Raw genomic sequence first — 18,009 nt, forward strand, 5'->3', positions numbered from 1 at the left:
AACTAAGCTTTTTGCCATTCAGGCGTTGTGTTATCAACCGGCGCTGCTTCTGGTGTTGATTGTGTCTCTTTTTCTTCATTTTCTTCTGATGCTGATTTTTTGGCTTCATCTAATTCTTTTTGCAACTCTTCTATTTTTTGCTTAGTTTTATCCCAGCCTGACTCTGCACCTTGTTTTAAGGATTCGAACCACTCATCGCTGTTATCCGTACTATTCTCTAATAGTTCTTCCGTTTTACTTTTCGCGGCTTCCATTGCTTTATTGGTTGCTTCTCTTGTTTTATCCCATGCTTCTCCCATGGCCTCTTTAGAAGCATCCCATGCGTCATCTGCGTTATTTGCTTGAACTGCGAATGTCGAAAAGCAACTTGCTAGGCTGATTATTAAAATGGGTATTTTTTTCATCATCACTCGCTTTTTCTTTCAATCGGATCGGTTTTATAACTAAATTGTAGCAAATATTGCTTAGCCGCGTCATCCCTCAATAGATATACGAGTAGTAACTATTAGCTGTGAAGTAATTGGGTTATTGTATCAATTTTGTATTTCACAATGGTCGCGGCTTTAATACTTAAATGCATGTCTATATACAAGGCAACAACAAATAACAAGGAGGTCAGGGTAAACATAAGTAGGGTCATGGAACTATAAATGCTTTTTCGGTGGCTATGTACAATCGGAAGTTAATTGGTTTTATATTACTATTCTAGCTATAAAAAAGCCAAGTGGTTAACTTGGCTTTGTTGTCATTGACCGCATGTTATCAACAATGTGAGAAGTGCGGTTTATAAAGGGGGGTCGTTATTTCGTCGGGATCGCTTTTAGGATCGCCAGTAAGTATTTCCAGAACATGCCTACAGTTTTGATGTTCACTTTCTCATCTGGAGAATGTGGGAAACAGATCGTTGGGCCAAATGACGCCATGTCCATCGTTGGGTATGATGTCTTGAATAAACCGCACTCTAGGCCTGCATGGATAACCATGATTTTTGGTACAGAACCAAACTCTTTTTCATATACGTCACGCATAATCTGCATCACTGGTGAACTGGTATCTGGTTTCCAACCTGGGTAAGCACCGTCAAACTTCACGTCTGCACCCGCAAGTTCAAATACCGATGCGATCATTTCTTGTGCATCAAGACGGCAAGAGTCGGCTAAAGAGCGGATCAAGCATTGAATATGCACAGCTTTACCGCGTGATTGAATTACACCGAGGTTAGATGATGTTTCAACGACCCCTTCAATCTCATCACTCATGCGCAGTACACCATTGAATACACCGTTAAGTGCAGTAATAAGGCGAGTCTGGCAATCTTGAGTCATCACTGTCGGTTCATTTGGAACTGGGAACAGTGAGATTGAAAAATCAGGTTCTGTCGCTGTAAGCTCTTTTTTAATTGTTTTAGCAAAGAATTCTAAACACGCTTTAAACTCTTCTCGTTGTGTTGGCGCAACAGTAATAACTGCAAAAGCTTCACGTGGAATTGCGTTTCGTAGTGAACCGCCGTTAATCTCAACAAGGCGAACCCCCATATCACGGCCAGCTTCTTTTAAAAGACGAGCCAATAATTTGTTGGCATTACCGCGACCAAGGTGAATATCAACACCTGAGTGACCACCTCTTAGGCCTGAAATAGATACTTCAAATGTTTGGTGATCCGTCGGAGTGTCTTCACGTTCGATAGGGAAAGACACTGTTGTATCGATGCCGCCAGCACAACCCATGTAAACTTCGCCTTCGTCTTCTGAATCTGTGTTCAGTAAGATTTCACCTTCTAACCAGCCCGCTTCAAGACCAAACGCACCAGTCATGCCTGCTTCTTCGTCGATAGTAACGAGAACTTCGAGAGGGCCATGTTCAATATCGTCTGAACAAATAACCGCAAGACTTGCTGCTAGACCAATACCATTATCAGCACCTAATGTTGTACCACGGGCTGTCACCCACTCGCCGTCAACATAAGCATCGATAGGGTCAGTAATAAAGTCATGCTCGGTATCTGAATTTTTTTGCGGAACCATGTCCATGTGCGCTTGTAGAACTACACCTTTACGATCTTCCATGCCTGCCGTAGCTGATTTACGTAAGATAAGATTACCAACGCTATCTTCTTTACATTCAACATTATGATCTTTAGCTAATTGTTGGATCCACGCAGACACCTTTTCTTCATGTTTTGATGGGCGTGGATGCGCGCACATTTGCTCAAAAATATTCCAGACAATTTGCGGTTCTAAATTACTTAAATTTGCCACTAGGGTAGCTCCTTAATTAGAATGAATCATTATATTTAGCATGGCACAAAGGATGTTCCAGTTTATTGAGATAGTAAAGGGGAATATTCCAAATGCACTGTGTTAATCTATGGTTCTGCGATACCGTAAACAAGTTGTCGTTTTATCATGCTCAAAAAGGGGTAATTAGCAGCTGGTAACTTGTCCTTCGGGTCAAGTGCTGGTATCTTTACGGGTTGCAAATTGAGTGTACAAATCAGGGATTTTTTGTACATAAACCCTTCGTTGATGATTTTATATAGTTACACGTTAGTTCGTTCGCTAAGTGTATATAGAGGTTGGTTAAATGAGTGATAAATTTATAGTATCTTGGGATGATTTACAGCGTGATACGCGTAAACTTGCTCGTAAGCTGCTTCCTGCAACACAGTGGAAAGGTATTATTGCGGTTAGTCGTGGTGGGTTAGTGCCTTCAGCTATTCTTGCGCGTGAATTAGACTTACGTCATGTTGATACTGTATGTATTTCAAGTTATGACCACGATCATCAGCGTGATATGACAGTATTAAAATCTGCACCAGGTGATGGTGAAGGTTTTATTATTATTGATGATTTAGTTGATAGTGGCGAAACAGCGAAAACAATTCGTAAAATGTATCCTAAAGCTAAATTCGTGACTGTTTATGCGAAACCACTTGGTGAGCATTTAGTTGACGACTTTGTTACTGCTATTAGTCAGAATACTTGGATTGAGTTACCTTGGGATATGGCGATTGAATTTGTAGAACCAATCTGCAAGCAAGATTAATTAAACTACCTAGGATATAGGTCAGTCTGTATTATCGTTATTAAACAGCGTTGTAAATTGCGACGCTGTTATCTTTTAATATTATATTCTGAAAAATGACTTAATTTTAGTTTTATTATTTGACCACTATTGATTATTAGCTATGCTTAACAGTTCTTCCTGACATTTAGAGAGACTCCTTTATCGCTCTTCATTCATCACGATAAGCAAATAAGAGATAATCATTATGCCAATACTGAATGACCCCGATCTGATCTATTTCCGTAAGCGTATTCGTATTTTAAATGCACTTGGTCCTTATTTAAGAGAGCATCACTGCCAACCAACCTCTTTTTATTTTGATTGTTTTAGCATTTGCATTGATGCTGAGATTGAGCCTGAATTTCGTGAGTTTTATGGATGGTGGCTAGAGATGGAGTTAGTTAGTGATACGTTTGAATATCATTATCAATTTGGTATTTATAACAAGCTTGGTGAGTGGATTGCAGCGCCGATACCTGACACTTATCAACATGACGTTACTCAGTCGTTAAATCAATTCTATGAAAAATTATCTGTTTGTTTAACCGGTCAATTAACTTTGAACCTAAAACCTTCGTTAATTTTGGCTAAGACCCTTATTTTATCAGCGGCCTAACGGGTTGTTTAGATCTTTATTGTTGCTAATAGTACTTGATCCTTCTGTTTGATAATAAATGCCACGTTGGATCTTATAAAAGTACAGTGTTTCGCTGTACTTTCCCCACCTATAAAGTTTTCCCTATTGTATAAATTCAGTTCTCAGGTCAAAATACTTGTTAAGTGAGTAACGAGAATGAGTTAAATGGCTAAGAAAACCATAGTGGTGAAATTAGGAACCAGTGTATTAACCAGTGGCACGGCGAAAATAGATCGTGCACACATGGTTGAATTGGTTCGTCAATGTGCGCAATTGTACAAACAAGGGCATGATATTATTGTTGTAACGTCAGGAGCAATTGCTGCCGGACGTGAACACTTAGGTGCTCCTGAATTGCCCCCCACCATGGCAAATAAGCAGATGTTGGCCGCTGTAGGTCAAAGCCAGCTTATTTTTATTTGGCAAAGCCTGTTTAATATCTACGGTTTAAATGTCGGCCAGATGTTGCTAACACGTGCTGATCTGGATGATCGTGAACGATTTTTAAATGCGCGCGATACTATGCGAGCATTGCTAGATAATCGAATTGTGCCGATTATTAATGAAAATGATGCGGTCGCTATAGCTGAAATTAAAGTGGGTGATAATGACAATTTATCGGCACTTGCGGCTATTTTAGCGAATGCAGATACGCTAATGCTGTTAACTGATCAAGAAGGCTTGTTTACAGCTGATCCCCGTAACAACCCCGATGCTAAGCTGATTGAAGTTGTTGATGTTATCGACGATGAATTACGTCAGTTAGCAGGCGGTACTGTCGGCGGTTTAGGCACTGGTGGTATGGCTACTAAGTTACAAGCGGCTGAAATTGCTTGCCGATCAGGTATTGATGTTGTTATTGCAGCTGGTGTTGCTGAAGATGTTGTGCTGCGTGTTGCTGAAGGCAAACGAGTAGGCACTTTATTTCCTTCGCATATCAGTCCATTAGAAAGTCGTAAGCAATGGATCCTTGCAGGCCCTCCTCCGTCGGGAGTCATTATTATTGATGACGGTGCGGTAAATGCGGTGACACAAAAAGGCAGTAGCTTATTACCGAAAGGTATTTCCGAAGTATCAGCAATATTTAAACGTGGTGATGTTGTTCAGCTGCAAACATTACAAGGAAAATTACTTGGTCGTGGGATCTGTCGCTATACCAGCGATGAGTTAACCGCGATTGCGGGTTGTCATTCGTGTGATATCGAAAGTAAGTTAGGCTACGGTTACGGTGCTGTTGCCATACATCGCGATGATTTAGTTTTATTTTAAGGAAGATAAAGTGTTACAAGAATTAGGAAAGAAAGCCAAACTTGCGAGTTATGAATTAGCAACGTTAACTACGGCACAAAAGAATAACGCATTAGAATGTATCGCGTGCGAATTAGAAAATAATCAAGCTGAGATCTTAATTGCTAATAGTAAAGATATTGATGCTGCTAAGAAAAATGGCATAACCGATGCGTTACTTGATCGTCTATTATTAACAGAAGCAAGACTTACTGCAATCATTGCTGACGTACGCGGTGTGATTGCCTTACCTGATCCCGTTGGCGCTGAGTCAGAAGGAAAGGTACTCGAAAATGGCCTGCGTTTATCAAAACGTCGCATACCATTAGGTGTGATGGGTGTTATTTATGAAGCGCGCCCGAATGTGACCATTGATATTGCGGCGCTAAGCTTGAAAACAGGTAACGCAGCGATCTTACGTGGTGGTAAAGAAACCGTTCATTCTAATTTGATTTTAGTGAATGTGATCCAAACAGCGTTAGAAAAAGCACAATTACCAAAAGATTCAATTCAAGTGATTGCTGATCCTAATCGTGATTTGGTGACGGCTTTATTGAAAATGGATAAATATGTCGACATGATCATCCCACGTGGTGGTCCAGGTTTACACCGTTTATGCCAAGAACAAAGTACGATCCCAGTTATCACTGGTGGCATGGGTATTTGTCATGCATTTGTTGATGCGTCTGCAAATGTTGAAGATGCGCTGGCGATCATTGAAAATGCCAAGGTTCAACGCCCTTCAGCTTGTAATGCCTTAGATACGGTATTAGTACACAAAGACATTGCTGAAAGCTTCTTGCCATTATTAGCTGAGCGTTTAGCAGTAAATGGAGTGGAATTACGTGCTGAGCCAAAAGCACATATTGCATTATCAAACGTCAATGCCAAGAATTTGCATGTGGCAACTGCGGATTGTTTTGATCAAGAATGGCTCGCGCTGATTTTGGGCGTTAAAATTGTTAAAGATGTAGAAGAAGCGATTATACATATCCGTGAACATTCGACAGAGCATTCTGACGCGATCTTAACGGATAATTTAACCAATGCGACACGTTTCTTGAATGCAGTTAACTCGGCGGCGGTTTATGTTAATGCAAGTACGCGTTTTACTGATGGCAGCCAGTTTGGTTTAGGCGCTGAAGTTGCGGTATCAACACAAAAATTACATGCTCGTGGGCCTATGGGATTAGAAGAGCTAACAACGTATAAATGGATTGCGATTGGTGATGGCTTAATTCGTCCGTAAATATTTCAGTGTTTTGTTAATTTGATTAAGTGCTAAGGCAGTCCGTTATGTGTGACGGTCTTGCCATTGATAAGTGCAAATCAAAGCTAACAGTGAGAGTATATTTCAGTGTTAGCTTTGATTTAGCAGAGGCTAAGGTTAAGTAACCTCTTTACCTTGTGCTTGTAAGTCTGCATGGTATGAAGAACGTACAAATGGGCCACAAGCTGCATGCTCAAAGCCAACTTCTTTTGCGAGTGCACCAAGTGCATCAAAGTCGTCTGGATGAACGTAGCGTTTCACTGGTAAGTGATGACGGCTTGGTTGTAAGTATTGACCTAACGTCAGCATCGTTACACCATGTTGTGCAAGGTCTTTAATTACTTCAGCAATTTCTTCGTTGGTTTCACCTAAGCCCATCATAAGACCTGACTTAGTTGGAACATTCGGGTGCATTTCTTTAAAGCGTTTTAATAAACGTAAAGACCACTGATAATCAGAACCTGGACGCGCCATTTTATAATGTTGTGGTGCTGTTTCTAAGTTGTGATTAAATACATCTGGTGGTGTATCTTTAAAGATTTCGAGCGCTTTATCCATACGGCCTTTGAAATCTGGAACTAAAATCTCGATTTTAATCTCAGGATTCAGTAAGCGGATTTCACGGATACAATCGACAAAATGCTGTGCGCCACCATCACGTAAATCATCACGATCTACTGATGTGATAACAACATATTTCAGCTTCATTTTCGCAATTGTCTGCGCAAGTTTTAGCGGTTCTTCAGCCACAAGCGGTAATGGCTTACCATGGGCAACATCACAGAATGGGCAACGGCGTGTACAGATTGCACCCATGATCATAAAAGTTGCTGTACCGTGGTTAAAGCATTCTGAAAGGTTTGGACAAGATGCTTCTTCACAAACTGAATGTAGGTTGTTTTCACGCATCACCGTTTTAATTTCTTGAATACGAGCAGAGCTTTTCGGTAGACGGATCTTCATCCACGATGGTTTACGCAGGATCTCATCATTCTCAGTAGAAATAATTCTTACTGGAATTTTAGCCATTTTATCTGCGTCGCGAAGTTTAACGCCTGGCTCTAATCGAACGGTTTTACTCATGCTCTGTTAATCCATCTTTGAAAGTTAATTGGGTGTATTCTAGCAGGGAACATAGGTGTTCGACTAGCTTAGGTTGTATCTCACCTAGGCTGGTAGCACCACCAAGATCACTCGTTTGGGTCATTTCCATACCCGCATAACCACAAGGGTTAATACGTAGGAAAGGTGATAAGTCCATGTTTATATTAAGTGCTAATCCATGGAATGAACGGCCTTTCCTGATCCTTAAACCTAATGAAGCAACTTTTTTATCAGCAACATAAACACCGGGTGCGTCTGCGCGTGGGTAGGCTTCAATACCTGTTTCTGCCAGTGTGGCAATAATACCATTCTCAATATGGCTGACAAGATCTCGAACGCCAAGTTTACGACGTTTAATATCGAGTAAGAAGTATACCACTTGCTGACCAGGGCCGTGATAAGTCACTTGACCACCGCGATCGGCTTGGACGACAGGAATGTCGCCTGTGGCGAGTATATGTTCAACTTTACCAGCTTGACCTTGTGTAAATACGGGATCGTGCTCAACAAACCAAAGTTCATCTTCTGTGTTGTCGTCTCTGTTATCAGTAAACGACTTCATCGCGTCAAATACCGTCGTGTAAGATTGGCGATTAAGTTGACGAATTATAATGCTATGTTCTGACAAAATATGCTCTTCTATATGATTAACACCAACGAAAAAAATCTAATTAGCAATACTAATTAGATTTTTGATATGGATATTATTTATTATAAAACGCGGATCACACCAGGGATCGCACCGAAAGCCACGTATAAGCCTTCTATTTGATCTTTGTCTTGGACTTTAACTTTGATGGTTACAGAGTTGTAAGTGCCTTTGCTGCTCTTTTTAGAGCTAGGAGTATAGTTACCTGGAACATGTTTTTGTGCCACAGCAACAATGCTATCTTCGAGTTTAGGATCCGTAGTACCGATAACTTTAAAGTTAAGTTGACAAGGAAAATCAAGCAGTTCGTCGAATTTAGTATTTAAAGACATTAGTTTTTCTCGTACCTTAGAAATAATGGCAAAGGAGGCTGTTGCCTCCTTTGTATTCGTCATTATAATCGGGTAACGGTGTCAGGGAAAGGATTAACCAAACCAACCGGCAAATAATAATTTGAAATAATCAATTAATCGGCTAAACCAGCTGCCTAATTCTACGTCTTCTAGCGCAATTAAGTCGGCTTGTGCAATCTCTTCATCGTTCAGATTATAAAATACTTTACCAACGACATCGCCTTTAGCGATAGGCGCACTTAGTTCTTTTTGGATTTCAAAAGCAGCCGTTAGATTTTTTGCTTGGCCGCGGGGTACCGTCAGTGTTAATTTGTTTGCTAGACCGAGTTCAACTTGTTCTTGCTCGCCCATCCACACTCGTTCTGACACTATGCGACTGTTCGCTTCATGCAGTGTCACTGTTTCATAAAAACGGAAACCAAAGTTAAGTAATTTTTTACTTTCCGCTTTACGTGCATCACCACTTTTAGTTCCCAGTACGACTGCAACTAGACGCATGTTGTCTTTGGTCGCTGAAGAAACTAAGTTAAAACCTGCTCCTGAGGTGTGGCCGGTTTTAATGCCGTCAACGTTCATGCTTTTATCCCACAACAGACCATTACGGTTGTATTGGGTAATGCCGTTATAGGTAAATTTCTTTTGTGAGTAAATACGGTATTCTTCAGGAACATCACGGATAAGTGCTTGTCCTAATGTCGCCATATCACGCGCTGTTGTATATTGTTCTTTGCTATCTAAACCGTGGCTATTAGCAAAGTGCGTTGCATCCATCCCCAGTTGTTTGCTCCACGAGTTCATCAACTGAGCAAATGCGCTTTCTGTTCCTGCGATATGCTCTGCCATTGCTACACAAGCATCATTACCCGATTGTACGATAATACCTTGGTTTAATCTTTCGACAGTGACTGTTTTACCTACTTCGATAAACATTTTTGATGAGTCAGGAAAGTTTCTCGCCCATGCATTTTTACTGATGGTAACTTCGTCATCTAGATTGATGTTACCGGCTTTTATTTCTTGACCAATAACGTAACTGGTCATCATTTTAGTTAAGCTGGCAGGTTTTAGTGAATCATCTGCATTTTGTTCTGCGATTACTTTGCCCGAATCAAAATCAACTAATATGAATGCTTTTGCTGCTACTACGGGTGTATCGGGAATAACACTCGGTGCTGCACTTAATGAGAAACTCGCCACTGCGAGGCTCGTTAGGATAAGTCTTTTAAATTGATTGGCCACGTTTCACTTCGCTTTAATTAAAATTGGATTTAAGTATTTGATAACTTAAATAAATTTGATTAAACGGTTTTTAATCAAATTTATTCGATAGATAGCAGCTAGTCTATCAAACTAGCTGAATGGTTGTCTTACTATTTAAAGTTTATTTATTAGATACTACTTTGCTGGAAAGTTCCTTCAAAATATAAGCATTCGTATATTCTTGTTGAACTTTCGCCAATAAATCCTGTGCTTGCTCAGTTTCTGAGATAGGCCCAAGTTGTACTCGATGGAACTTACCGCTGATGACTAAGCGATTATTGGTATTGTATTTTTCCCCTAAACCGTTGGCAATCTGTTGTGCTTTAGCTTCATTACTTGACGCTAACACTTGAATAAACCATTGTGGTTTCGGGGTAAACAAGGTGCTGTTATCGGCAATCGGAATAATTAATTCAACGCGTACATCAGCCGTACCAGATTGCAGCATATCGAGTTTATAAGCCGCAGCATAAGATAGATCAATAATACGTCCTGAATGGAATGGGCCACGATCATTGACACGCACCACCACGGTTTTATCATTACCTAGGTTTGTTACTTTCACAAAGCTCGGTAGGGGTAAATTTTTGTGTGCTGCCGACATAGAAAACATGTCATAGATTTCACCGTTTGAGGTTTTATGGCCATGGAATTTATTGCCATACCAAGACGCCTTACCTTCTTGGGTTAGAGTTTTAATATCTCGCCATACTTCATAATCAACACCACGCACTTGATAGTTGCGATTCGCATATCGACTGTAAGTTTGGGGTATTGGCACTGCGTCGGCAATATCTTCAAGTTGGGGGATGTTCTCTGGTGCGTGATCATCACTGTACTGATAACGAGAAGAAGAACATGCGGCCAAAAGACCGCAGATACAAAGTAGGGTTAAACGTTGTTTATTGCGCATGTTTAGCTTGTTTAATCTTTTCACTTAATTGGAATACAGCCATTGCGTACAAAGGACTGTGGTTGTAACGCGTAATACTATAGAAGTTATCAAGGTAAACCCAATATTCATCACTATCAAGCTGCTGTAGTTTGAGTAATTTCGCTGGGGTTGAGTCTTCGATTATTATTGCTGGCACCCGTTCATCAGACTCTTTTAGTACCACTCCGGCGGTTTTTAAATCTGCCCACGTATGCTTGATCTTCAATGATTTATTCAGTAATGCTGCTACTTTTTCACTGTCGGCTTTAACAGGGTAAGCGACTGACTCATCGGCTTTCCAGTTATGCTTGTTAAAGTAATTAGCAATGCTACCGATTGCATCGATAGGATCGTTGATCATATCAACTTTACCGTCACCAGAAAAATCAACGCCGTAATGGCTATAACTTGATGAGATGAATTGACCTAAGCCCATCGCGCCTGCATATGAACCCTGTGTGTCAGTCAGATTCCAGCCTTGTTGTTCACTTAATTTAATATATTGTGCAAATTCTTGACGGAAAAATTTACCACGGGATGGATAGTTAAAACCGAGGGTATAAAGTGAATCTAGTACTGAAATATTACCTTTGTATTTACCATAAAAGGTTTCAACACCCATAATGGCGACGATAACTTGTGCGGGGACACCATATTCAGCTTCGGCTTTAGCAAAGGTCTCTTCGTACTGTTTCCAGTACTCGACACCTTTGTTAATGCGACTTTCTGTAATAAATATTGGTGCGTATTTATACCAAGGCTTTTTTTCCCAGGGTGTTTGGATCTTGGTTAATACGTTTTCATCGAACTTTGCTTTCCCTATGGCATCGGTAAGTACTTGTTTTGATATATCATATTTAGTACTTAACTCTTCAACCCAAGTTTTGTGCTCACTACTTAACTCAGCACTGTTAGCTTGAAACGCTGCTAAACCTAGCAGAAATAATACTTTTTTACCTAGCATCTAGATTCCTCAACTTAAGCGACGATGTGTTCTTACAGACATTAGAATGCCAAAACCAGCCATCAATGTCACCATCGAAGTGCCGCCATAACTAATTAAAGGCAGTGGTACGCCTACTACTGGTAATAATCCGCTTACCATACCGATATTTACGAATAAATAAATGAAGAATGTCATGGTAATACTACCTGCAATGAGGCGTTCAAATACACGTTGACCCTGCATTGCAATCACTAAACCGCGGCAGATCACGAATAAATAAAGTGACAGTAGTAAGATTACACCAAATAAACCAAACTCTTCACTAAATACTGCAAAAATAAAATCGGTGTGACGTTCTGGTAAAAAATCCAGCTGTGACTGGGTACCAGATAGCCAACCTTTACCCCAAAATCCACCTGAACCAATGGCAATTTTAGACTGAATAATATGATAACCAGAGCCCAATGGATCGGTTTCTGGATTGAGGAAGGTTAATACCCGTTGTTTTTGATACGGACGCATTAAGAAGAACCACAGAATAGGCGCAAAGCCTGAAACCAGTCCAAAAGCAATCATTACTAATCGCCATGACATACCCGCTAAGAAAATAACAAATATACCTGAAATCGCGACCAGTAACGAGGTGCCAAGATCGGGCTGTTTTGCGATCAATAATGTTGGGATCAAGACCATGATTAACGCGGTTATAATGGTTCTAAAATCGGGTGGGATCGGTTGGTTACTCATGTAGCGAGCAACGGCTAATGGCATGACTACTTTCATTATTTCTGATGGTTGGAACTTGGTAAAACCAAGATCAATCCAGCGCTGAGCACCTTTGCCTACATGGCCAAACAGTAATACTGCAATTAATAAAATGGTACCAATGATAAAGATGGGAAATGCCCAACGTCGATAAGTTGAAGGTGGTATTTGTGCTAGCGCAATCATCACCCCTAATGCAAAAAGCATGCGAACGACTTGTCTTTCCATCAGCGCGATATCCGCGCCACCTGCGCTATAAAGTACCACAAGGCTGACACCCATTAGACTTAATAGACCAAATAATAAGGGGAAATCGATATGTAATTTATACCAAATACTTTGATTATGACGACGATCTGGCATTAATTTTCCTTTTTATTTTCAAAGTAGACATCAAATAAACGGCGTGCTGATGGAGCCGCTTGTGAGCTACCTCCTCCGGCATTTTCTAGAATGATTGTCGCTGATATTTCTGGTTCCTCAAACGGTGCATAAGCCACAAACATGGCATTATCGCGTAATCGTTCGCGGATTTTACTGGCATCGTATTTTTCTTCACCGAGCTTGTATAGCTGTGCAGTACCTGACTTACCTGCTGCAGTGTAGCTTGTTTTAGAAAATGCACGATGCGCAGTACCTTTTATGGTTACAACACCGCGCATACCATCTTTTGCTACCTGCCAGTTAGCGGGGTTTTTTAATTTAAGTGGTGGCAATTCCACAACCGGTTTATAAATGTCACCATTGGTATATTTAATGTCTTTGATGAGTTGCGGAACTGGACGTAATCCTCGGCTTGCCACAATACCAGTTGCTTTTGCAAGTTGGATTGGTGTCGCAGACCAGTAACCCTGACCAATACCCACTGAAATAGTATCACCCTGATACCAAGGTTGGTTGTAACGTGCACGTTTCCATTCTCGTGAAGGTAAGATAGCATTGGTTTCTTCTTTAACATCAATACCGGTATATTGACCAAAGCCAAACTCGGCCATAAAATTGTTAATTTTATCGATGCCGACGTTATAAGCGAGATTATAAAAGAAGGTATCTGACGATCGTGCTATGGCGGTATAAACATCAATCTTACCGCGCCCCCAGCGATTCCAGTCTCGGAAGCGGCGTTTAGTATTTGGGATCTGGAACCAACCACGATCATTGATAATGGTACTTGGGGTGATTGCGCCGTCTTCTAAGCCCAAGATAGCTAATTGTGGTTTTACTGTTGATGCGGGCGGATAGCGTCCTTGTGTTGCTCTATTGATCAAGGGGTGATCTTTTGACTGTAATAGGCGATTATAATCTTTGCTACTAATACCGTGTACAAATAAGTTAGGATCATAACTCGGGCTAGAAACCATTGCTAATATCTCACCTGTTTTGGGTGCTAGTAAAACTATCGCTCCACGGCGACCAGCCAATTCCTTTTGTGCTTTAAGCTGTAATCGTATATCGATATTTAGATATAAATCATTTCCAGGTACTGGTTGTGTAATTTTGAGTGTACGGATGATCTTACCGCGATTATTGACTTCAACTTCTTTAAAGCCTGGTTTTCCGTGTAACGTTTTTTCGTAATAACGTTCGATACCTTGTTTACCAATATCATGGGTTGCCGCGTAGGTTGCACGTAGGCCATTTTTTTCTAATCGGCTAAGGTCATTATTGTTAATTCGTGCTACATAACCGAGCGCATGTGTGAGTGCATCACCAAATGGATAATAACGTTTTAATCGTGCATTGACGGAAACACCAGGATATTTATGTTGCTGAACGGAGAATAGGGCAACTTGAGATTCGGATAAATTGGTTAATATTGAGACTTGCTTAAAGCGACGCTGGCGTTTTAAGCGAGTATGAAAATCGTCAATATTATCTTCAGTTAGGCTTAATAAGCTTGTTAATTTGACGATTGTAGCGTCAATGTCGGTGATTTTTTCCGGTACCATATCTAAGCTGAAAACGGGTTTATTTTCCGCTAAAAGTATACCGTTACGATCATAGATAAGCCCACGGTTGGGTGCTATAGGCACTAATTTGACGCGGTTTTCGTTAGAACGAGTTTTGTAAGCCTGATATGAATCGACTTGTAAGTAATAAAGATTACTTAATAACAAGCCAAGTATGCAGAGAACAAAAATAAATGAGACCATGATGCGACGGCTAAATAATGCTGTTTCCGCAGAATGGTCTCGTAAGGTTATACGCTTCCTTGCCACCAATATTACTCTCTATGATAAGGATGGTTTGTTGTAACACTCCAAGCGCGATATAACGCTTCGGCTACCACTACACGTACCATCGGATGTGGTAAGGTTAGCGGTGACAACGACCAGCGTTGTTCTGATGCCGCGATACATTCAGGTGCAAGTCCTTCTGGGCCGCCAATTAATAGGCTAACGTCACGACCGTCATGCTTCCACTTATCTAGTTCAACGGCTAGTTGTTCTGTAGTCCAAGGTTTGCCGGTAACTTCCAGAGTCACGATACGATTACCTTTCGGGATCGCTTGCATCGTTTTTACACCTTCGAGTTCTAAGATCCGTTTGATGTCCGCGTTTTTGCCACGCTTACCAGCATTAATCTCAAGTAATTCAAAAGGCATATCTTTAGGGAAGCGACGTGCATATTCTTTATACCCGGTTTCTACCCATGCTGGCATCTTAGTGCCAACTGCAACTAGCTGAATTTTCATTTGACTATGCCCCTACAGACTGCCAAAGTTGTTCTAGTTGGTAAAGATCACGTGTTTGTTGTTGCATGATGTGGACTACTACGTCACCCATATCAACTAAAACCCATTCACTATCTTCTGTACCTTCAATACCCATAACGAATACTTCGTTACGTTTAGCTTCAAGGTAAAGGTGATTAGAAATCGACTTAACGTGAGTTTTTGATGTGCCAGTACATACGATCATTAAATCTGTCACTGGTGATTTACCTTTAACATCAACAACTTGGATGTCGCGGGCTTTCATGTCTTCAATTTTATCTAGTACAAATGCTTGCAGGTCTGAAATTTGCAAGGGTCCTCCAGAGGAACTTTATCGAGTTAACCGCGAATTATAACAGTGAATAATGCCTAAATATATACCTAGCTTGTTTCTGGGCTAGTATCTCTTGTAGTTTACTTATACAAGTTATTTTTGTGTATATAGGACAGCACATTATCAGGTAGTAGATATTGGGGGCTTTGCTGATGTTTAATCAACTGACGGATCCGTGTCGCCGAGATTTCTAATTGCGTACTTGGCCAGAGTAAAATACGACCCTGCTTTTGCTGCTGTAGAACTTTGACATCCGTTGTTCGTACTTGTTCAAATAATTTTTGTACTTCTGGCGCGAGTTGTAATACGTAGTTAGGACGATAACTCACGACCAGATGACAATAATCGAGCAATTCTTGCCAACGGTACCAAGTATGTAAACTATTTAGTGAATCAAGACCAATTAAAAAGCACACGGGTATTGTTGGGTTCTCAGCCGCGAGTTCGATTAATGTATCAATAGTATAAGAAGGCGTTGTTCGATTTAACTCGCGCGTATCAACACTTAACTCATCACAGTCTTCTACCGCTAATGTCGCCATCGCTAGTCGGTGTTCAGCACTAGAACCTGGCGTAGCACGGTGTGGTGGGATGTGATTTGGCATCAATCTGACTTCAGCTAAATTAAGTTGCTGTAATAAGTCTAAGCAAGGACGAAGATGACCATAATGAATCGGATCAAATGTACCGCCTAAAATACCGATGGCGCGAGTAGGTGTAAAATCAGTCATAAACAGCCGTTAGTTATTAATAAAGACACAAATCTTTTAATTTCAGCATGATAAAAGTTATTCAATCTCTGCATGATGAAAACTATCTAATTTCGGAATGATGAAAATTGGGTAACAAAGTTGAATCTGTAAAGCTGATACTCAACATTTGTAGTGATAACCAAGGATCAATACTGGTACTGGTTTTGATTGCACTATCAACGCTAGAGCACAGGACGAGCATTTGTTCAATTTTACTCAATGACAAGCGGCTTAAGCAGGCATTTATAATCTGCTGTCGGCCAGCCCATAAGCGTTGTTTTTTCATTTCGTCAATCACAGACAAGCCTTGCTGCTGCATTAAACTGTAATGATAAAGTTGATTTATTTCTTTGTTTAGCGCCCAGTTAATGACAATCGGGTCAACACCTTCTGCTTGTAATTGCTGGAGGATCCGTTGACCACGATTTACTTTACCGGCAAGCAGGGCATCAACAAGTTGGAAACTGCTAAAGTGTGAATGCTGAGTTATTGATTGTTGTAACTGCGCTAAGTTCAATGTCTGACCAGGGTAGAGCAGAGATAACTTATCAATTTCTTGTTTTGCTGCCAGTAAGTTACCTTCAAAGCTACGACACAGTAGGGTGATCACATCCGCTGGAGCTTCTAAGTTTGCACGTTTAAGACGGTGGCGCATCCAATTGGCAAAAAAGCGACCCTCGGGATGACCAACTGGAATGTAGAGTGCGTTTTTAAAGTACTGCGTAAACCATTTTGCATTTTGCTGTGCTTTGGTTAGATACGGGCCACTGAGAATTAAAATAAGGTCAGGGTTTAGCAGCTTAAACAAATCATTAAGTTGGCTAATGTCTTCTTTCGATGGTCGTTTATCAAAGATGAGCTCGACAGTTTGACGACTAGAGAACAGTGACATCGATTGGCAAGTATTAAAAGCCGCAGGCCAATCCATTGTTGGTTCGGCGTGGAACTTATAGTGTTCATCAAAGCCGACTTTTTTAGCGGCGGCTTTAATCTGCTCAATTGCTTCCATTTTTAATAATGGCTCTTCGCCGAATATTAAATAACAGGGCTTGAGCTCAGTTTTTAGGTACTGATCGAGTTGTTCTGGATAGACGCGCATTAGTTCGCTTCAAACTCTGTATTTAATTCTGTATTTAGTTCGGTTTCACTTAACTCCGTATCATTATCACCAATGGTTTTTGGTTCGATGATTACTTGGCTTAAGGTACGAACAACTTGTTGTGCAGCTGCTTCGCGTAACTCTTTTCTGAGTAATTCAGCTTCACGTGAACGGGCCAGTGCTTCTTGAGAGTTGTTTAGCTGATCACGTTGTAAGGCAACCGTAAAGTACTGGGGCTCTTGATTGGGTAAGCGTACTTCCATCTGGATAACATAGCTAAGTTCATGCTCCGCTGCAGATGCATCTGAATAGAGTGAAACGGTACGTGAAGTTGTACTTTCTGACATAATTCTTAGTACAGGCGTCTGTGAATTCAACAATGATGGATCCATTGCTGTCGTTTTAGTTTGGGTTGAATCTTCACCCATTATTTCAGAAGAATCATTGGTTTCTGTTGTCTGAGACTCATCGCTAGTTGTTGATTCCACGGTCGGAACAACAAGATTAATTTGGTTGTAGCGTAACTCTTGTTTGATGAGGCGTGTTAAATCGGAATATTTACTCGATACTAACGTTAAATTGCGTAATTCATCGGGAATACCACTGCCATTTTTTAAATGAAAGCCACAGCCGCCAAGAATAGCAGTAAAGAGGAAGATGCAAATTAGTCGAATAAAACCTGGTTTCAGTGCCGATGCAATCATAATGCCTACAAAATATATAAATGAATTGTAGGTAATTTTACACGGAATCTAAAAACAAAAAAGCCCTAGACTCTACTATAAAAATAAAAGCAGAATGAAGGGCCTATTATTTGTGTCTAAGTTGTCTATTTAT

19 protein-coding genes are annotated in these 18,009 nt (G+C 40.6%); 4 read left to right on the forward strand and 15 right to left on the reverse strand.

Translation table 11 applies throughout. The features are described from left to right. Positions 1 to 2: 2 nt before the first annotated feature. Both BT797_RS01460 and BT797_RS01470 read right to left on the reverse strand, forming a co-directional pair. Complete coding sequence (locus BT797_RS01460; RefSeq protein WP_244534091.1) at positions 3 to 407, reverse strand: hypothetical protein; 405 nt, start codon at positions 405 to 407, stop codon at positions 3 to 5. A gap of 393 nt (positions 408 to 800) precedes the next feature. Then, positions 801 to 2,258, reverse strand: coding sequence for an aminoacyl-histidine dipeptidase (locus BT797_RS01470; RefSeq protein ID WP_045109018.1), 1,458 nt, complete (start codon positions 2,256 to 2,258; stop codon positions 801 to 803). A 325-nt stretch (positions 2,259 to 2,583) separates the two neighbouring features. Between BT797_RS01470 and gpt the strand changes: the two genes are divergently transcribed. The 4 genes from gpt (at position 2,584) to BT797_RS01490 (ending at position 6,239) form a co-directional block, all read left to right on the forward strand. Continuing rightward, positions 2,584 to 3,045, forward strand: coding sequence for a xanthine phosphoribosyltransferase (gene gpt, locus BT797_RS01475; protein ID WP_045109019.1), 462 nt, complete (start codon positions 2,584 to 2,586; stop codon positions 3,043 to 3,045). Positions 3,046 to 3,271: 226 nt separating this feature from the next. Then, positions 3,272 to 3,682 carry a sigma factor-binding protein Crl gene (crl, locus tag BT797_RS01480; RefSeq protein ID WP_045109020.1) on the forward strand — a complete coding sequence of 137 codons (411 nt, stop codon included), beginning with the start codon at positions 3,272 to 3,274 and terminating at the stop codon, positions 3,680 to 3,682. 186 nt (positions 3,683 to 3,868) lie between these two features. Then, entirely contained in the window at positions 3,869 to 4,972 is a 1,104-nt protein-coding gene (gene proB / locus BT797_RS01485) for a glutamate 5-kinase (protein WP_075470937.1), read from the forward strand. A 10-nt stretch (positions 4,973 to 4,982) separates the two neighbouring features. Beyond that, the gene (locus BT797_RS01490; protein ID WP_045109022.1) at positions 4,983 to 6,239 is read left to right on the forward strand and encodes a glutamate-5-semialdehyde dehydrogenase; all 1,257 of its coding nucleotides are present in this window, start codon (positions 4,983 to 4,985) and stop codon (positions 6,237 to 6,239) included. Between the two features lie 138 nt (positions 6,240 to 6,377). On the opposite strand, the gene lipA is transcribed toward BT797_RS01490, so the two are convergent. The 13 genes from lipA to BT797_RS01555 form a co-directional block, all read right to left on the reverse strand. Beyond that, positions 6,378 to 7,343 carry a lipoyl synthase gene (gene lipA, locus BT797_RS01495; protein WP_045109023.1) on the reverse strand — a complete coding sequence of 322 codons (966 nt, stop codon included), beginning with the start codon at positions 7,341 to 7,343 and terminating at the stop codon, positions 6,378 to 6,380. Further along, entirely contained in the window at positions 7,336 to 7,992 is a 657-nt protein-coding gene (gene lipB, locus BT797_RS01500) for a lipoyl(octanoyl) transferase LipB (protein ID WP_075470939.1), read from the reverse strand. Before lipB ends, lipA begins: the two co-directional genes overlap by 8 nt. Before the next feature lie 83 nt (positions 7,993 to 8,075). Beyond that, on the reverse strand, positions 8,076 to 8,345 hold the full coding sequence (gene ybeD / locus BT797_RS01505; RefSeq protein WP_045109025.1) for a DUF493 family protein YbeD: 270 nt from the start codon (positions 8,343 to 8,345) through the stop codon (positions 8,076 to 8,078). A 93-nt stretch (positions 8,346 to 8,438) separates the two neighbouring features. After that, positions 8,439 to 9,605, reverse strand: a complete 1,167-nt coding sequence (locus BT797_RS01510; RefSeq protein ID WP_075470941.1) for a D-alanyl-D-alanine carboxypeptidase family protein — start codon at positions 9,603 to 9,605, stop codon at positions 8,439 to 8,441. A 142-nt stretch (positions 9,606 to 9,747) separates the two neighbouring features. Further along, complete coding sequence (locus BT797_RS01515; protein WP_045109027.1) at positions 9,748 to 10,539, reverse strand: septal ring lytic transglycosylase RlpA family protein; 792 nt, start codon at positions 10,537 to 10,539, stop codon at positions 9,748 to 9,750. Then, positions 10,529 to 11,524 (reverse strand): lytic murein transglycosylase B, encoded by a 996-nt coding sequence (mltB, locus tag BT797_RS01520; RefSeq protein WP_075470942.1) that lies wholly within the window; start codon positions 11,522 to 11,524, stop codon positions 10,529 to 10,531. The genes BT797_RS01515 and mltB overlap by 11 nt, the downstream gene beginning before the upstream one ends. A gap of 9 nt (positions 11,525 to 11,533) precedes the next feature. After that, positions 11,534 to 12,634, reverse strand: coding sequence for a rod shape-determining protein RodA (gene rodA / locus BT797_RS01525; RefSeq protein ID WP_075470943.1), 1,101 nt, complete (start codon positions 12,632 to 12,634; stop codon positions 11,534 to 11,536). Next, positions 12,634 to 14,490 carry a penicillin-binding protein 2 gene (gene mrdA, locus BT797_RS01530; protein ID WP_045112379.1) on the reverse strand — a complete coding sequence of 619 codons (1,857 nt, stop codon included), beginning with the start codon at positions 14,488 to 14,490 and terminating at the stop codon, positions 12,634 to 12,636. The genes rodA and mrdA overlap by 1 nt, the downstream gene beginning before the upstream one ends. A gap of 5 nt (positions 14,491 to 14,495) precedes the next feature. Continuing rightward, positions 14,496 to 14,966 (reverse strand): 23S rRNA (pseudouridine(1915)-N(3))-methyltransferase RlmH, encoded by a 471-nt coding sequence (gene rlmH / locus BT797_RS01535; protein ID WP_045109030.1) that lies wholly within the window; start codon positions 14,964 to 14,966, stop codon positions 14,496 to 14,498. A gap of 4 nt (positions 14,967 to 14,970) precedes the next feature. Further along, positions 14,971 to 15,300, reverse strand: coding sequence for a ribosome silencing factor (rsfS, locus tag BT797_RS01540; protein ID WP_045109031.1), 330 nt, complete (start codon positions 15,298 to 15,300; stop codon positions 14,971 to 14,973). Between the two features lie 101 nt (positions 15,301 to 15,401). After that, positions 15,402 to 16,052, reverse strand: a complete 651-nt coding sequence (nadD, locus tag BT797_RS01545) for a nicotinate-nucleotide adenylyltransferase (RefSeq protein WP_045109032.1) — start codon at positions 16,050 to 16,052, stop codon at positions 15,402 to 15,404. Positions 16,053 to 16,134: 82 nt separating this feature from the next. After that, positions 16,135 to 17,172 carry a DNA polymerase III subunit delta gene (gene holA, locus BT797_RS01550; protein ID WP_075470944.1) on the reverse strand — a complete coding sequence of 346 codons (1,038 nt, stop codon included), beginning with the start codon at positions 17,170 to 17,172 and terminating at the stop codon, positions 16,135 to 16,137. After that, entirely contained in the window at positions 17,172 to 17,876 is a 705-nt protein-coding gene (locus tag BT797_RS01555; RefSeq protein ID WP_045109034.1) for an LPS-assembly lipoprotein LptE, read from the reverse strand. Before BT797_RS01555 ends, holA begins: the two co-directional genes overlap by 1 nt. Between the last annotated feature and the right edge of the window lie 133 nt (positions 17,877 to 18,009).

It is taken from the genome of Moritella viscosa, assembly GCF_900120065.1.
Lineage (GTDB): Bacteria > Pseudomonadota > Gammaproteobacteria > Enterobacterales > Moritellaceae > Moritella > Moritella viscosa.

What these genes read in the sequence shown, in the direction of transcription:
- BT797_RS01460 (WP_244534091.1), bottom strand. Translation starts at nt 407, where the DNA reads ATGATGAAAAAAATACCCATTTTAATAATCAGCCTAGCAAGTTGCTTT.
- gpt (WP_045109019.1), top strand. Translation starts at nt 2,584, where the DNA reads ATGAGTGATAAATTTATAGTATCTTGGGATGATTTACAGCGTGATACG.
- crl (WP_045109020.1), top strand. Translation starts at nt 3,272, where the DNA reads ATGCCAATACTGAATGACCCCGATCTGATCTATTTCCGTAAGCGTATT.
- proB (WP_075470937.1), top strand. Translation starts at nt 3,869, where the DNA reads ATGGCTAAGAAAACCATAGTGGTGAAATTAGGAACCAGTGTATTAACC.
- lipA (WP_045109023.1), bottom strand. Translation starts at nt 7,343, where the DNA reads ATGAGTAAAACCGTTCGATTAGAGCCAGGCGTTAAACTTCGCGACGCA.
- ybeD (WP_045109025.1), bottom strand. Translation starts at nt 8,345, where the DNA reads ATGTCTTTAAATACTAAATTCGACGAACTGCTTGATTTTCCTTGTCAA.
- BT797_RS01515 (WP_045109027.1), bottom strand. Translation starts at nt 10,539, where the DNA reads ATGCGCAATAAACAACGTTTAACCCTACTTTGTATCTGCGGTCTTTTG.
- mltB (WP_075470942.1), bottom strand. Translation starts at nt 11,524, where the DNA reads ATGCTAGGTAAAAAAGTATTATTTCTGCTAGGTTTAGCAGCGTTTCAA.
- rodA (WP_075470943.1), bottom strand. Translation starts at nt 12,634, where the DNA reads ATGCCAGATCGTCGTCATAATCAAAGTATTTGGTATAAATTACATATC.
- rlmH (WP_045109030.1), bottom strand. Translation starts at nt 14,966, where the DNA reads ATGAAAATTCAGCTAGTTGCAGTTGGCACTAAGATGCCAGCATGGGTA.
- nadD (WP_045109032.1), bottom strand. Translation starts at nt 16,052, where the DNA reads ATGACTGATTTTACACCTACTCGCGCCATCGGTATTTTAGGCGGTACA.
- holA (WP_075470944.1), bottom strand. Translation starts at nt 17,172, where the DNA reads ATGCGCGTCTATCCAGAACAACTCGATCAGTACCTAAAAACTGAGCTC.
- BT797_RS01555 (WP_045109034.1), bottom strand. Translation starts at nt 17,876, where the DNA reads ATGATTGCATCGGCACTGAAACCAGGTTTTATTCGACTAATTTGCATC.